Below are 15,195 nucleotides of genomic sequence, written 5' to 3'. Positions count from 1 at the left end.
CACCGACGACCACCTCATCCTGGCCGCCGCGGTGACCCAGGACGGCAACGACTACCACTGCTTCGAACCCATGATGAAGGCCGCGGTCACCGCCGTCGAGCACCTCAACCAGCACAGCAAACCCGGTGAAATCGGCACGATCCTGGCCGATGCCGGCTACTGGTCCGAGCACAACCTCACCCTGCCCGGACCCGTCCGGCTCATTGCCCCAGGCAACCACCGCGACGTCAACCGTGACGCCCGCGACCAGCCCGCCCAAGGACCACCACAACCCGACGCCACCCCCGCCGACCAGATGCGGCACCGGATCCGCACCCCTGAAGGCCACGCCACCTACAAACGCCGCTCAGCCACCGTCGAAACCGTCATCGGACACATCAAAGACCAGACCGGCCTGCGCAGGTTCTCCCGCCGCGGCATCAAAGCCGCCGCCAGCGAACTCCACCTCGCAGCCACCGTGGTCAACCTCCTCAAACTCCACAAACACACCCTCCACCCCGCCACCTGAACCCGCAGCCGGGGCCGCGGCCCGCCACGGCAAACCGAACATCCCGCCAGATCCAACGCCCCAACCGGCAACGCCATTTCGCTACAGCCTCATAGACCCGAAAAAGTCACGTGTAGTGCGAAGTGCCCCTCGCCGCACCGTTAAGTGGTGGATTTTCGTCGCCGAGTCCCCACAACTCACCAATTAGCGCGAGCACGCCCGCGTTCTGGCTCGCCGGAGCCTTGGGTGGAAACTCTTTCGCACATAGCGGCAAAGAGTTACCACTGAACGCGATCAGCCCGCGTTTCGCTCCGGCGCGGTCGTTGGGCGGTAACTTTTTCTCAGATGGCGACCCTTTATTACCGACTAGCGGAGATCTTGGGTCTCAGCCATAGCGGGTACCTCAAGCAGCGGGCACGCGGTCGCCGGCCTCGCCAGTACCTCAGCTAGGCACCGGCGCCAGCGACCCTCCCACTGTAAATCGGCCGCAGCGGCGAGCAACCACAAGCCGTACCGGACCGGCCGCATCCGAGCGCGCGCGAGCCACCATCCGCAGCCGCGCCAACAGCCACCGGGAACAACAGCAGGTCAGAGCCGCCGAGGTGGGTGGTACGCCGGGGGATGCTCGGTGCGCCATTCGTCGGTCGGGTCCAGCGAGGCGCGGACGATACGCCCGGCGAAAGCAGGGAGCTCTGCGTCGGTGAGGCGGTCGTCGGTGATGACGAGGTCTAGTTCGGAGGCTTCGGCGATGAAGCCGACGCAGCGGGCGCCGAAGGCTTGGGAGCGGGCCAGGCCGACTCGGCGGTCGCCGGCGGAGAGTAGGGCGCGGGCGGTGGAGACGTGCCAGGTGTGGGAGCTGGTGATGCCGGCGAAGGGGTGGATGCCGTCTACCTCTAGGAAGACCCAGTCGGCTTGCTGGGCGGCGAGGAATTCGGCGGTGGCGGCGCCGGATACGACGGTGGAGCCGGGGGCGTCGCGGAGTTCGCCGCCGGCGATGATGACGCGGATGTTGGGCTGGCGGCTGAGGCGTTCGGCGGAGCCCAGGTCGGTGGTGACGACGGTGAGGTCTTCGACGTCGAACAGGGTGCTGACCAGGCGGTCGATGCAGACGCCGGCGCCGAGGGCGATCCGGTCGCCGTTGCGGACCATGCGGCGGGCGGTGTGGGCGATCGCGTCGACCCCGCTGTCCGGAGCGGACGAGAAGGCAACGGGAGGACTGTCGACCGTACGGCGCCGGACGCCGCCGTGGAGGCGTTCGACCAGGTCGTCGCGGACGAGGCCTTGGAGGTCGCGGCGGATGGTCGAGACGTCGACGTCGAGCCGGTGCGCGAGATCCTTGACCTCGACGTATTCACGGCCCTCGACCTCACGGAGGATCGCCCGCTGACGCGTGTTCAGCCGTAACCGCATCCGTCGCCTCCCTCCGAGCTTGGGCGTGGTGCACGACTGTAAACCATCGGTCACCAGGCCGTAAGGTCGCAACTGCCCGAAATCGGACCGTCACTCAGCATTGACATCAGCTGGAGTCAACCACCAGAGTGAGCGCACTGCACGAATTCGTGCAGTCGGTCGTGCGGAAACGTGCGACAAGCAAACGCTGGTTTACCGAAAACCGCCTGGGGAGTGTTGCATGTTCAGACCGTCACGGGTAGTGCCCGGAGCAGTACTGATCGCGATGCTGGCCGGCTGCGGGACGGTGGATCAGGGCAAGACGGCGCCGCCCGCCGGAAACCCCTCCTCCTCATCCAGTGCGGGCGGCGCCTACATCAATGTGGTCAAGCTGACCGGCATCGCCTGGTTCGACCGCATGAACCAGGGCGTCAAGAAGTTCGCGACCACCGCGAAGGTGACCGCGACCCAGACCGGTCCCTCGACGAACAGCCCCGAGCAGCAGGTAAGCCTGATTCAGGGGCTGATCGCGCAGAAGCCCGCGGCGCTCGCGATCGTGCCGTCGGATCCGAGCTCGGTCATCCCCGTGATCAAGCAGGCCCGTGCGGCCGGGATCAAGGTCGTCACGCATGAGGCCCCGGCCCTGACCGACGTCGACGCGGATATCGAGGCGTTCGACAACGCGAAGTACGGGCAGAAGATCATGACCGACATGGCCGCCTGTATGAAGAGCACGGGCGAGTACGTGCAGTTCGTCGGCACGCTGACGGCCGCGACCCACATGGCCTGGACCGAGGCGGCGTACGAGCTTCAGCAGCAGAAATTTCCCGGTATGAAGCGGGTCAGCGCCCCGGTCGAGTCGAACAACAACGGTGACCAGGCGTACCGCAAGGCCAAGGAACTGCTCCAGGCACACCCGAAGATCGCCGGCTTCCAGGGCGCGTCCTCCGAGGACATCCCGGGCATCGCGCGGGCGGTCAAGGAGGCCGGTCTGCAGAACGACACCTGTGTGTTCGGTACCGGTGTTCCGTCGCAGACCAAGTCGTTCGTTGCCGACGGCTCGATCGACGCGATCTACCTGTGGGACCCCGAGCTGGCCGGCGAGGCGATGCTGAGCGCGGCGAAGTTAATTGTTGAGGGCAAGCAACTCGCCGACGGGACCGATCTGGGCGTGAAAGGGTACGAGAAGCTCACAGTCTCGCCCCAGAACCCCAAGGTCTTCCTCGGAGACGCCATGCTGGTGCTGACCAGAGCCGAGATCGGCAACTACGACTTCTGAACGGGTCCTGATGTCAGCTCCCTTCGTCGAGGCAGTCAGCGTCTCCAAGCGGTTCGGAGGCGTGCAGGCACTGACGGACGTCAGCGTCGCGTTCAGCCCCGGCGAGGTGCACTGCATCGTGGGTGAGAACGGCTGCGGCAAGTCCACGCTGCTGAAGGTGATCAGCGGCGCGTACCGCCCGACGTCGGGTCAGGTGATCGTGGCCGGTACGGCGTACGACCACCTCACGCCGCGGCAAGCCCTCTCGGCGGGGGTCGAGGTCATCTACCAGGACTTCAGCCTGATGCCGAATCTGACCGCTGCCGAAAACATCGCCCTGCCCGGCTCGGTGGCGGGCGGTCGGCGCCTCTATTCCCGTACGGCGGCCCGCGCTCTGGCGGAGCGGGCCGTCGTACGGCTCGGTGTTGAGATCGAGCTGGACATCCCCGTCGGCGAGCTGACGGTCGCCGAGCGCCAGTTGACCGCGATCGCGCGGGCGCTGGCGCACGAGGCGAAGTTCATCGCGATGGACGAGCCGACCACCGCGCTCACCTGGAAAGAGGTCGACGCGCTGTTCGCCGCGGTCGGCCGGCTCAAGGAGTCCGGGGTCGCGCTCGCGTTCATCTCGCACAAGATGCAGGAGATCTTCTCGATCGCCGAACGCGTCACCGTCCTCCGCAACGGGGGAGTGGTCACGAGCGGCCGACCCGACGAGTTCACCCACGCGTCGCTGGCCGAGACCATGACCGGCCGCGGCAGCCAGAGCTTCGACCGCGTCGCGCCGCGCAACAAGGGCCGCGCGCCCGCGCTGAAGGTGAGCGGTCTCGGCCGCGACCCGCTGTTCGCGGATGTGGATCTGGAGATCGGCCAGGGCGAGATCGTCGGCCTGGCTGGGCTGCTGGGTTCCGGGCGGACCGAGATCGCCGAGGCCATCTGCGGCGTGAAGCCGGCCCAGACCGGGACGATCGAAGTGCTCGGCAGGCCGGTCGAAATCAAGGCACTCGCCGATGCAGTCAAGGCCGGCATCGGTTACGTCCCTGAGGATCGACTCACCCAGGGTCTGTTTCTCGACCAGCCGATCGGCGACAACATCGTTGCGACGCACCTGCCGTCGCGCCGCGGTTTCCTCAGTCCCCAGTCGATCGAACGGCGCAAGGCCCGCGTCGTCCGCGATCTCCGGATCAAACTCGGCAAGCTGACCGATCCCGTCCGCTCGCTCTCCGGCGGAAACGCGCAGCGCGTGCTGCTGGGCAAGTGGCTGCTCGGCGAACCCAAGGTCCTGATTCTCAACGGACCAACGGTCGGCGTCGATGTCGGCAGCAAGTTCGACATCCTCGGCGTGCTCAATGCCCAGTCCCTGCAGGGTCTTGGCGTGCTCATCATCAGCGACGACGTCCCCGAGCTCATCTCGATGTGCCACCGGGTTCTGGTCGTCCGCAGCGGCCGGATCGTCCGCGAGCTCAGCGGCGACCAGCTGCGCGAGGACACCGTGGTCGAGGCGGTGACGGCGTCGTGAGACGACTGATCGCCAACCAGGAACTGTTGCTGATCGGTCTGATGGCCGTGCTGCTGCTCGCTGTCAGCCTCAAGTTCCCCGACTTCTTCGGCCAGCAGACCCTGTTCAACGTCCTGACGGCATCGATGGTCGGCATGCTGTTCGCCGTCGGCGTGATGCTCGTCGTCGTCTCCGGTGGCATCGACGTCTCGTTCCTTGCCGTCGGCATCCTTTCTGCCTACGCGACGGTCAAGTGGGCCTCGCCAGACGCAGGCGCACTCTCGGTCTTCGCCATCAGTACGGCGATCGGTCTCGGCCTCGGCCTGATCAACGCCGCCGTGGTGATCATCGCCCGTACGTCGGTCCTGATCGCAACGCTGGCCACCAGTTCGATCTATCTCGGCGCGATGTTCGCGTTCGTCGGTGGCGAGGTGATCTCGATCTTGCCGCAGTCCCTGCAGACGCTCGGCAGCACCCACCTGATCACGGCGAAAGGCGCAGTCCGCGGCACGACCAGCCTCAATGTCCTGATCCTCGTCGTGATTGCCGTCTGCATCCTGGTCTGGGCCTTCCTCCGGTTCACGGTCGCCGGCCGCAGCGTCTTCGCAGTTGGCGGTGACGCCGAGGCGGCATCGCGAGCCGCGATCTCCGTGCCGCGGATCCGGATGCTGGTCTTCGCGATCGCCGGTGCCGTCGCTGGCCTGGCCGGGATCATTTCGATCACCCTCAGCGGTCGCGCAGACCCAACAACCTTCATGGGACGCGAGCTCGACACCCTGGCAGCGGTCGTCCTCGGCGGCGTCGCGATCGCCGGTGGCAAAGGCACGGTCCGCGGCGCAGTGCTCGGCGTACTGCTGATCTCCCTGGTCACCGCCTCGCTCGTACCGCTCGGCATCCCGACCATCTGGCAGCGGGCCGCGGTCGGCGCGTTGCTCATCGGCGGCATCCTGCTGCAGACCACGATCAGCCGCCGGCAACGGATCCGGCCGATCCTGGACGCCCCGGCGCCGGAGGTGACCAATGCCTGAGCGCTTCCGCAAGGTGCTGCTCACCATGGGGACCCGGGCCAGCTTCATCCGGCTCCTGGTTGTCGCGGTCGGGATCGTTGTCGTCTTCGGCATCCTCAAGCCCGCAGTCTTCCTCAGCGGCCAGAACCTCCAGTACGTCGAACTGGCGTCCCCCGAGGTCGCGATCCTGAGCCTGGCCATGGCACTGACCATGTTGACCGCCGGAATCGACCTGTCGGTGGTGTCGATCGCCAACCTGTCCGGTGTGGTCGCCGCGCTGATCATGACGAACGGTCACCAGTCACCCGGTCTGGCCATGCTGGCCGCTTTCGGCGTCGCACTGGCCTGTGGCGCGGTCAACGGTCTACTGGTCGGCTACAAACACGTACCGCCGATCCTGGCGACGCTTGCGACCGGACAGCTGTTCTCCGGACTCGCACTGGTCGCCTCAGGCGGCACTGTGGTCAAGGGACTGCCGGAGCCGTTCACCCGGCTCGCCCTGCTCACGGTCGCCGGCATACCGCTGATTTTCTGGGTCATGCTGATCGTGGCCGTCATCATCGGCGTAGTGGTCGCCAAGACCCCACTGGGCTTTCGCATGCGCTTGGTCGGCGCCAATCCGACCGCTGCTGACTTCAGTGGCATCCGCCGGGCCCGCGTGCTGCTGGCGACGTACGTGATGAGCGGTGCACTAGGTGGTGTGGCCGGTCTGATCATCTCCGCGCGCGCTGGTGGTGCGAACTCCGACTACGGCTCGTCGTACGTGCTGCTGGCCGTAGTGATCGCCGTACTGGCTGGAGTGGATCCGGAAGGCGGCTACCTGACTGTTGCCGGGGTCGTGATCGCAGCGATCGCCATGCAGTTGCTCGGAGCCGGTCTGTTGTCCCTCAGCGTCAGCTCCCATGTGGTGAACATTTGCCAGGGCTTGTTGCTAGTGACCATGGTGTTGCTGAACACCTGGGGAACTGCCTTGTCTGGCCTGTTCCAACGCCGCAGGGTGATCGCATGACGCATCTGATCGGCGTCGACATCGGGACTGGCAGCACGAAGGGTGTGCTGACCACCAAGGACGGCGAAGTGCTGGCCATCGCGCGGCGCGATCATGCACCGACGTTCCCGCAGCCGGGCTGGGCCGAGATGGACGCCGAGCGCGACTGGTGGGGTGATGTCGTCGAGGTGCTGCGTGAGCTCACCACCGCACACCCCGACAAGCGCATCGCCGCCGTCTGCGTCTCCGGCCTCGGACCCTGCGTCGTACAGACCGATGAGAACCTCAAGCCACGCAGCAAAGCGATCCTGTACGGCGTTGACACCCGCGCGACCGTGGAGATCGACGAGATCACCGGCCGCCTAGGCGCGGATGCGATCCTGGCCCGCTGTGGCAAGGACCTGTCCAGTCAGGCGATCGGACCGAAGCTAGCGTGGTTGCGCCGGGCAGCAGGTCCCAAGTGGCAGCCGCAGGACCGCTGGTTCAGCGCCCACACGTACGTCGTTGCCCAGTTGACCGGTGAGTGGGTGCTCGATCACCACACCGCCAGCCAGTGCGACCCGTTCTACGACATCCAGCGGCAGGAGTGGGCCACCGACTGGGTAGAGGCCGTGCTGCCGGGTCTGGCGTTGCCCCGGCTGGTGTGGCCGGCAGAGCAGGTCGGCATCGTGCATGAGGCAGCAGCCGAGGCCACCGGCCTGGCCCAGGGCACACCGGTCGTGGCGGGCACAGTCGACGCATGGGCCGAGGCCTTCAGCGTCGGTGTCCGCAAGCCGGGCGATCTGATGCTGATGTACGGCTCGACGATGTTCTTCGTCCAGGTGCTCGCCGCACCGACCAGTGTGCGCGGCCTGTGGACCACCTCTGGTGTCGAGCGCGCCTCCCACACCCTGGCCGCCGGTATGGCGACCTCCGGCATCATCGCCACCTGGCTGCAGGACCTGACCGGCGGAGTGCCGTTCGAGACGCTGGTCAGCGAGGCAGCGGCGGTCCCAGCCGGCAGCGAAGGGCTGGTGATGCTGCCGTACTTCAGTGGCGAGCGCACCCCCATCTACGACCCGCTGGCGCGCGGTGTGATCGCGGGACTGACCCTGCGACACGGCCGTGGCCATCTGCTGCGAGCGACGTACGAAGGCATTGCTTGCGGCGTACGGCAGATCGTTGCCGAGTTCGAGGCCGCAGCCGGCCAGCCGGCGCGCGTGGTGGCAGTCGGCGGCGGCACGCAAGGCGGCCTCTGGACGCAGATCGTCAGCGACGTGAGCGGCCTCGAACAGCAAGTACCCAAACAAGCGATCGGTGCCGCGTACGGCGATGCCCTGCTGGCCGCGATCGGAATCGGACTCGTTGCACCGGACACCGATTGGGCGGAACTCGACCACACCGTCCACCCGGACCCGGCGACCGCGGCTACCTACGGGACGTTGTTCCGCACGTATGCCGAGCTGTACCCGGCAACACGAAGGCAAGTGCACCGGCTGGCCCGGTCGGTGCAAACACCTGACGGGGGTCAGTGACCATGATGATCAGTCGCCCGAAGCCACTCGCACTCGGCTACGTCCAGCAGCGTTGCTCGCTGAGCCACTTCGAGATCGGCCCCGAGCAACAGCTACTCGCGGAAGCCGCCAGACTCCAGGGACACATCCTCGGGACCGTGCACGTCGATGATGCGCTCACCGATCCGGATGGCTTCGCCGTACTGCTGGCCACCGCGACGACCGAGCAACACGTCTCAGCGGTGATCGTGCCGACGCTGGACATCCTCGGCGATCCGGATGACCCGCGCTCCAAGTTCAACCAACTGCTTCAGCGCGGAATCCTGGCCCTGTCGGCGGACCAGCCCGTCGTACCGCCGGAGCCACAGTCGCTCCCCGGCGTACCGGTCATCCAAGGCTGCAACCCCAAGCGGCGCCGCAGCCGCGTCAAGTGACGTCGCGGACGTGCAGGACGGCGCCGTTCGGCAGGTTGCGGTCCAGGAGGGACCAGATCGTCCGAGCGACGTCCTCCGGCTTGGCCAGTTGACCGTCGGCCTCGAGTTGTCGAAAACGGCTCACCTCAGGCACCTGGACGTCCGAGCTGGCGCGGAGCTCGGCCTGCATGGCGGTGTCGACGGCACCCGGTGACACCGAGAGCACTCGGCAGCCAGGGACTCGGCGCTCCTGCTCCAGGCCGACAGTGCGAACCCACTGGTCGATAGCGGCCTTGCCGGCGCCATAGCTCGATTCACCTTCGTGGGGGCGCTGTGCGGCGCCGGACGACACCATGATCAGGTGTTGCTCGCAGGACATGCCAGCAACGGCCGCCAGGAATGCATGACCGAGCACTTGGGCACACGCCGAGTTCAGCAACACATTGCGCGTGTACTCCCCGGTGTCCACACGGTCCGCCGATCCCAACGGTGTAAGCGTCGCAGCGCAATGAATGAAGACCACAGCGTCACCGGTGAAGTCAGCCAGTTGCCCGTCGAAGTCAGCAGCAACTGCAGACCACGACGCCGGATCAGCCAGATCCACCGACACATGGCGGGCCCCCACGGCGCCCCCACGACGAGAGATGTCGATCATCTCCACGTATTCAAACGGAATTGTCGCCGCCAGAGCAGCACCCAACCCCGCCGAAGCCCCCGAAATCCACACCAGCGCATGGCGCAGCCGACTCATCAGCAAGTTCCCCCCTGCATCAGTACGTCCACCCGAGCGTACGTCGCAAAGCGGAAAGAGCGAACCCCCGTGGATTAAGTTCCGGGTGGGACAAACGATCGAACGCGCCGCCCGGTCACCGCCGATAGCCGGCGGTGACCGGGCGTACGGCTCAGGCGTTCTGGTCGTCGCCGCCGAGGCCGCTCAGGCGGTCCTTGGCGAACTCCTGGCCCTGGTCGATCTTGTCGGCGTGCTCGCCGCCGGTCTTCTCGTCGGCGAAGTCACCGGCCTTCTCGATGCCCTCGTCAACCTTGTCGCCGTGCTCGCCGAGAGCGTCCTTGGCCTTGTCGAAGATACCCATCGTCTTTCCCCGTTCTCTCGATGGTTCGTCGGATAGTGCGCTCCTGCCAATACCCGCTTCTGCGGATCCCATGCATTCGTAGCTCAGAGCAACGGTCCCAACGCGCTGCGACGGGCGACACCGAGTTTGCGGAACGTGCTGGTGATGTGGTCCTCGATGGTGCTCACGGAGAGTTTCAGGCGGCTCGCGATCTCCCGGTTCGTGAGGCCCTGAGCGGCCAGCCGGGCGACTTCGAGCTCCCGAGGCGACAACTTGTTGTTGTAGCCGCGTCGGCCGCGCTTCCGGGGAGCCGCGAACCCCGCTGCTCGCAGTGCGCCTCGGCAGCGCTCACCGTCCCCACGCGCCCCAAGAGCGTCATACGCACGCGCAGTGGTGGTCAGATGCTCGGCCTCGCCCGTGCTCAGCAGGTGGAGCCCAAGCTGCTCCCGCGCCAAACACTCGTAGTACTGCCAGCCGATCGCGCCATATTGCGCCGCCGCCTGCCCGAACGCCGCAACCGAGGGCCGCACGACAGCGTCGACCAATGCGGCCGCCGCAGCAGCTGCGGGTGCGTTGACATCACCTACCGCTTCGGCGAACTCATCCGCCAACCGCGTCGCATCCTCAACTCGCCCGGTACACATCCACGCCGTACAGACGCGGATGACGAGGTCGCTGGAAACAGCCCACAACCCCTTACGCCGTACGACGTCCAGGGCGTGCTCGTAGTCCGCATCGGGGCACGCGGCAACGGCTGCAGCGTGCAGTGGCAGCGGGCCGAGCGTGGTCCGAGCGATCACGGCCGTGAGCAACCCCTTGCCCGTAGCAACATCACCGCGGGCCAACCGATGCCGGCCGTCGATCAGGTCGAGCTCTGCCAGCACCAGTGGCAGACCTTCGGCCGCAGCTCGGGCCCGCGTCAGTCGCTCCTCGAGTGTCGCCCAATCGGCCGCAGCGAAGGCCACCCGCACCTGCGCAGCCGCCACCACCGCCCGTGAGTAGCGATCCGGCTCGGCATCGGCAAAGGTCTGCCGCTGCCCAAGCCAGGCCCGCGCTCCGGCAGCTTCAGCGCCAGGAGCCGGATCGAGCTCCCCGGTCGCCAGGCGGAAGAGCGCCTCATTCGTCCGTACGGCGTAACGCGTCGTACCGTCGACTGTCTCGTGCACGAGTGAGCGGGCCTGCCGCAACCAAACCCGCTGCTGGGCAAACGGTTCGCCACCGTAAGTCGGCACCGCCAACGCGGACAGCGCCCACGCGATCGACCCCGGATCGCCATCCAGCTCCTGCACGGCCGCGAACAGTTCCCGCCGCCCGGCCCGGATATCCCCGGCCCGGTTGTGCAGCAACAAGCCAAGCATCAGGCGCAACCTCCCCCGTGCCATCCCGGGGATGGCGGACTCGCCCAGCACTCGACCCAGCACGGAGATGCTGTTGCCCCACCGAGTGCTGTCAGCCAGTGTCGCCCGGCCGAGCTTGGTGGCGAGCCGTGCCCGATCGGTCCAGGGCAAGGCGCTCACATCCAGCATGGCGGAGAACTGATCGGCCGCCGCCATGACGTTGCCGCCAGCAATCAAATGGTCGGCGGCCAGCTCCGCATGGGTCATCCAGGTGCCGAGCAGGCCACCCCTTCGGGCATGCTCGGCGATTCGTGCGTTCGGTGGCGGGGTGATCCCCATCAACGCCCGGGCTGCCTGCCGATGCAACCGCCGCAACTCGTCCGGCGGCAGCATCGACAACACCGCACGCCGGGCCAGCGTGTGCCGGTGATCGTAGAGTCCGGGCCGTCGCTCGTGCAGCAGCCCGGTCGTGAGCGCGTGATCGATCGCTGCCGTCAGCGTCGGCCCGGTCAGCCCGGCGACCGTGCCGAGCAGATACTCCGGCGCTGCAGTCGTCAGCACCGCAGCGGCTCGAACGACATGTCGACATGACTCCGGTACTTCGCGCATCCGTATCCCGAGCGATGCCCGCAAAGCGACCGGCGGCGCGGTCTCGACGAGTGCCCGGCGTACGTCGCGCTCGACCGTGGAACTCGGCTTGATCGCGCGCAGAAACTCCAGCACAGCAAAGGGAAGACCGCCGCTGTGGCGAGTCAGCTCCTCGGCCAGCGTCAGCGACAACTGGTGTCCACCGAGCTGATGCGCGGCGACAGCCTGGACCTCGCTGGCATCGAGCGGATCGAGTTGCACCTCGGTGATCCGATCCGCGAGGCTCGGCGTTGAATTCATGAGGGCACTCTCGGTGGCCTCCGGCCGGCAGGTGACAACGAGATGCACGCCGGGCGGAATGCGGGTGGCGATGAAGCGCACCAGCCGCAGGGTCTCCGGATCCGCCCACTGCAGGTCCTCCACGGCCAGCACGATCGGCCCCAATCGCGCCAGCCCGCGCAACACTGCACCGCGCCGATCGGCATCCGCCGCATCGACCCCGAGAACCTCGAGCAGGGCGTCCAGAGACGACGTACCGGCGAGGCATTGGGTGATGAACCACGGCACCGAGTGGTGTGAAGCCACCTGGCGCAGCAGATGTGTTTTGCCCACCCCTGATTCGCCGACCACCAGGATGAGCCCGGAGTCCTTGGTGAGGGCGTCGTGCAGAACGCCTAGCTCGTGATCGCGTCGCGCTTCGACGCAAGGCGCGTTCACGAGCGGCGCATTCGGCGCTGGGCGGCCATGACGGCGCCACTGGACAGAATCAGGATGACCGTTGCCAGCGACCACCGGCGCATTACCTGCACCGCGCGGTCAGCCTGTGGCGCCGTGGCAGCCGCAGGCTCAGCCGCAATGAACTCGGCCGGCGGCTTAGCCGGAACTGGCTTCGGCGTTGGAGTCGGCGTTGGCGTCAGGCTCGGTGGTGGTGGCACGACCACCTGTGGCTCCACAACCGGCGTGGGTGTGGGCGTCGGCGTCGGCGTTGGTGTCGGAGTAGGTCTCGGGGCCGGCATTGGCGTCGGCCGCGGGGTCTGGATAGTCGGGGTAGGCGTCGGCCTCGGTGGCCGCGGCGTGGGAGTAGGCCGCGGTGTCGGCGGCTGTGGAGTCGGAGTCGGAGTGGGCGTCGTCGGAGGTGGCGCGACGCGCGGCAGACAGCCCGCCGCTTCGCTGAACGCCACCGACCGCATCGTCGCCACCTGCTTGGACGACCCGTCGAAGCCGATCCGGTACACCCGGCTCGGCCGGCCGTAACCGGTGTGGATGGCGTACACCCCCGACGCCCCGACCACCACCGAGCTGTACGAGTCCTGCCAGGGAATCCCCGGCACCGACGCGACCACGCTCACCGCGCCGCTCACCGGATCCAGGCTCACCAATTTCGCCGTGTGCCCCGCGGTCGAGACGCCGTACAGCATCCCGCTCACCGGCGACGCGCCGAAGTCGTCAACGTTCAGGCCCAATGTCACTGGTTTCAGCCGCACGCTACCCACTACCTTCCGGTACGTCGGACTCTGCGGATCGAGGTCGATCGTGAAGAGCCGATGTACATCCCGCACGTAAAACCTGGTTCCCGAGATCGCGCCACCGACTGGATCCGCGAGGCCACCGACCCCACGACGTACCTCTCCCAGATCGGTAACCGCGCCTCGTTTGTCGATCGTCAGCAGATGCGGCCGACGCAACAACCATCCCTTCCGGTCGCGCGTGGCGACGCCGTACACGAGTCCTTGCCGGTTCGAGTAGCCGGCGGCCTGGACCTGGTAGTCGAGCCGGCCGAGGTCGGTCGACGTCCCGGTCGGCAGGTCGATCCGGACCAGCCGGGACAGCGAGGTGATCCCGCTGGACTGGAAGTCGAAGATCGAGCACTCGGATGCTGCTTCGGAGGGAGCGGCCAGGGCGACCGCCCCGACCGCGATCGCCGCCACAACCGCTCCGCACGCGAGCGCTCGACGAACCTCACCCACTGTCGCCCAAGCGTTGGAGCGCGGTCAGGAAGGCATCCGGGCCGACATTCGCTCCGCCGCTGAACGGGTTCTGCAGCTGGTAGATCGCGAACAGCAGCAACCCGATCGACCCGGCCAGCATCGACACGATGAACGCGTACGAGTAGAGACCTGGCCCGCCGAACATGAACATCAGCGCGACAGACATGACACTGCCGATCATGATCGCGAACCAGACGACCGCGCTGACACCGCTGCCGCTGGAGTTCAGCCGGTCCTGCCGGGACTGGTAAACGTTCCAGACCTGGCTCACCGCCTGTGCCCGGGCGTCTTCCTGCCGCTGCGTGGTCGTCTTCGCCTGCTCGACCGTGTTCTGCAGTTTGGTCAGCAGTGTCCAGCCGGCCGGCCCGACCTCGCGGCCGTCCTGCATGGCCGGCCACTCCCGCTCGGAGACTTCGGTCGCGTACTCCTTGGTCAGCTCCTGGACCTGGGTCCGCGCCGGCTCGGCCAGCGCGTTCCCGGACCAGTGCACCGCGACCAGCGCGTTCCCTTCGTCGTACGTCGTCTTCTCCGCGGTGTCCATGCCGTCGAACAGTGAGATCAGCACGAACGCCGCGATCACCACGTTGACGCCACCGACCACGGTGAAGACCTGGCCGGCGACCTCGTTGTTGGCCTCGCGCCCCTCCCGCTGCCGGGCCTTGCGCAAGACCACGGCCAGGACGCCGGTGACAACCATGATGCCGACGACCCAGAACACACCGCTCACATACAGATTCATCCTTGCCTCACCGCCGGGGGTAGCGTGAACCGGACCGTTTCCCGGGTCACTTCGTGCTCGATCACTTCGATCGGACCCAAGGACGCGATCCGCTCGATCACCTCGGTCACCAGCTCCGGCGGTGCCGACGCCCCCGCCGTCAGTCCGACGATCCGCACCCCGTCGAACCACGCGTCCGGTACGTCGTCCGCGCTGTCCACGAGGTAGGCCGTCGTACCGTTGCGTTGGGCAAGCTCCACCAGTCGAACCGAGTTCGACGAGTTGGCCGACCCGACCACGAGGACCAGATCGGCTTCTTCGGCGATCACCGTCAGCGCGGCCTGCCGGTTGGTCGTGGCGTAACAGATGTCCGCGGTGTCCGGTCCCCGGGCGCCGGGGAACTTGTTGCGCAAGGCATCGATCAGTGCCGTGGTCTCGTCCACGGCCAGTGTGGTCTGGGTCAAGTAGGAGACCTTGCCCGGATCGTCGACCTGTAGAGCTTCGACATCGGCCAGCGTCTCGACCAGCACCGTCTGATCGGGAGCCTCGCCGAGCGTGCCCTCCACTTCCTCGTGACCGGCGTGCCCGATCAGCACGACGGTGTCACCGCGAGAGGCGTACCGGCGTGCTTCGACGTGCACCTTGGTGACGAGTGGGCAGGTTGCATCGACCACGTCGAGGCCACGCTCAGCGGCCTCGCGGTGGACCGCCGGCGACACCCCGTGCGCGGAGAAGACGACGGTGGCGCCCTCCGGCACCTCGTTGAGTTCGTCGACGAAAATCGCCCCTCTCGTCCGAAGGTCGTCGACGACGCGGGTGTTGTGGACGATTTGTTTGCGGACATAGATCGGCCCGGAGCGGGCCACCAGCAGTCGTTCGACGATGTCGACGGCCCGTTCCACCCCGGCGCAGAACGACCGGGGTGACGCGAGCAGGATCGTTCGTGTCGTCATCGGATCCCCCC

At 67.1% G+C, this 15,195-nt stretch carries 14 protein-coding genes; 7 read left to right on the top strand and 7 right to left on the bottom strand.

Annotation, left to right across the window (positions count from 1 at the left end; genetic code table 11):
• The coding region (locus E1263_RS14330; protein ID WP_165956609.1) for a transposase at positions 1-508 on the top strand (508 nt) is incomplete at its 5' end.
• Between the two features lie 567 nt (positions 509-1,075).
• Here E1263_RS14330 and E1263_RS14325 read toward each other — a convergent pair.
• Positions 1,076-1,897: a DeoR/GlpR family DNA-binding transcription regulator gene (locus E1263_RS14325; RefSeq protein WP_132167777.1), complete on the bottom strand. Its 822-nt coding sequence runs from the start codon at positions 1,895-1,897 to the stop codon at positions 1,076-1,078.
• Between the two features lie 220 nt (positions 1,898-2,117).
• On the opposite strand from E1263_RS14325, the gene E1263_RS14320 reads away from it, so the two are divergent.
• From E1263_RS14320 to E1263_RS14295, 6 genes are read left to right on the top strand one after another with little or no spacing between them, the layout of a single operon-like run.
• On the top strand, positions 2,118-3,155 hold the full coding sequence (locus tag E1263_RS14320; RefSeq protein ID WP_132167776.1) for an autoinducer 2 ABC transporter substrate-binding protein: 1,038 nt from the start codon (positions 2,118-2,120) through the stop codon (positions 3,153-3,155).
• Between the two features lie 10 nt (positions 3,156-3,165).
• Positions 3,166-4,650: a sugar ABC transporter ATP-binding protein gene (locus E1263_RS14315; RefSeq protein ID WP_132167775.1), complete on the top strand. Its 1,485-nt coding sequence runs from the start codon at positions 3,166-3,168 to the stop codon at positions 4,648-4,650.
• Positions 4,647-5,657 carry an ABC transporter permease gene (locus E1263_RS14310; protein WP_132167774.1) on the top strand — a complete coding sequence of 337 codons (1,011 nt, stop codon included), beginning with the start codon at positions 4,647-4,649 and terminating at the stop codon, positions 5,655-5,657. The genes E1263_RS14315 and E1263_RS14310 overlap by 4 nt, the downstream gene beginning before the upstream one ends.
• A complete protein-coding gene (locus tag E1263_RS14305) occupies positions 5,650-6,645 on the top strand; it encodes an ABC transporter permease (RefSeq protein WP_132167773.1) in 996 nt (331 codons plus the stop codon). Before E1263_RS14310 ends, E1263_RS14305 begins: the two co-directional genes overlap by 8 nt.
• Positions 6,642-8,138, top strand: a complete 1,497-nt coding sequence (locus E1263_RS14300; RefSeq protein ID WP_132167772.1) for an FGGY-family carbohydrate kinase — start codon at positions 6,642-6,644, stop codon at positions 8,136-8,138. The genes E1263_RS14305 and E1263_RS14300 overlap by 4 nt, the downstream gene beginning before the upstream one ends.
• A gap of 2 nt (positions 8,139-8,140) precedes the next feature.
• Positions 8,141-8,551, top strand: coding sequence for a hypothetical protein (locus E1263_RS14295; RefSeq protein ID WP_132167771.1), 411 nt, complete (start codon positions 8,141-8,143; stop codon positions 8,549-8,551).
• Here E1263_RS14295 and E1263_RS14290 read toward each other — a convergent pair.
• The 6 genes from E1263_RS14290 to ispH all read right to left on the bottom strand — a co-directional run bounded on the left by E1263_RS14290 (position 8,544) and on the right by ispH (position 15,184).
• A complete protein-coding gene (locus E1263_RS14290) occupies positions 8,544-9,281 on the bottom strand; it encodes an SDR family oxidoreductase (protein ID WP_132167770.1) in 738 nt (245 codons plus the stop codon). The genes E1263_RS14295 and E1263_RS14290 overlap by 8 nt on opposite strands.
• Positions 9,282-9,432: 151 nt before the next feature.
• On the bottom strand, positions 9,433-9,621 hold the full coding sequence (locus E1263_RS14285) for an antitoxin (RefSeq protein ID WP_132167769.1): 189 nt from the start codon (positions 9,619-9,621) through the stop codon (positions 9,433-9,435).
• An 83-nt stretch (positions 9,622-9,704) separates the two neighbouring features.
• On the bottom strand, positions 9,705-12,242 hold the full coding sequence (locus E1263_RS14280) for a helix-turn-helix transcriptional regulator (protein ID WP_132167768.1): 2,538 nt from the start codon (positions 12,240-12,242) through the stop codon (positions 9,705-9,707).
• On the bottom strand, positions 12,239-13,453 hold the full coding sequence (locus E1263_RS14275) for a DUF6923 family protein (protein ID WP_238161238.1): 1,215 nt from the start codon (positions 13,451-13,453) through the stop codon (positions 12,239-12,241). The genes E1263_RS14280 and E1263_RS14275 overlap by 4 nt, the downstream gene beginning before the upstream one ends.
• Positions 13,454-13,484: 31 nt before the next feature.
• Positions 13,485-14,252: a bestrophin-like domain gene (locus E1263_RS14270; RefSeq protein WP_132167767.1), complete on the bottom strand. Its 768-nt coding sequence runs from the start codon at positions 14,250-14,252 to the stop codon at positions 13,485-13,487.
• Positions 14,249-15,184 carry a 4-hydroxy-3-methylbut-2-enyl diphosphate reductase gene (gene ispH / locus E1263_RS14265; RefSeq protein ID WP_132167766.1) on the bottom strand — a complete coding sequence of 312 codons (936 nt, stop codon included), beginning with the start codon at positions 15,182-15,184 and terminating at the stop codon, positions 14,249-14,251. The genes E1263_RS14270 and ispH overlap by 4 nt, the downstream gene beginning before the upstream one ends.
• Positions 15,185-15,195 lie beyond the last annotated feature (11 nt).

Source organism: Kribbella antibiotica, from assembly GCF_004349055.1.
Classification (GTDB): Bacteria; Actinomycetota; Actinomycetes; order Propionibacteriales; family Kribbellaceae; genus Kribbella; species Kribbella antibiotica.
Note: the sequence above shows the minus strand (reverse complement) of the source record. Positions and strands in the feature narration are given on the sequence as shown.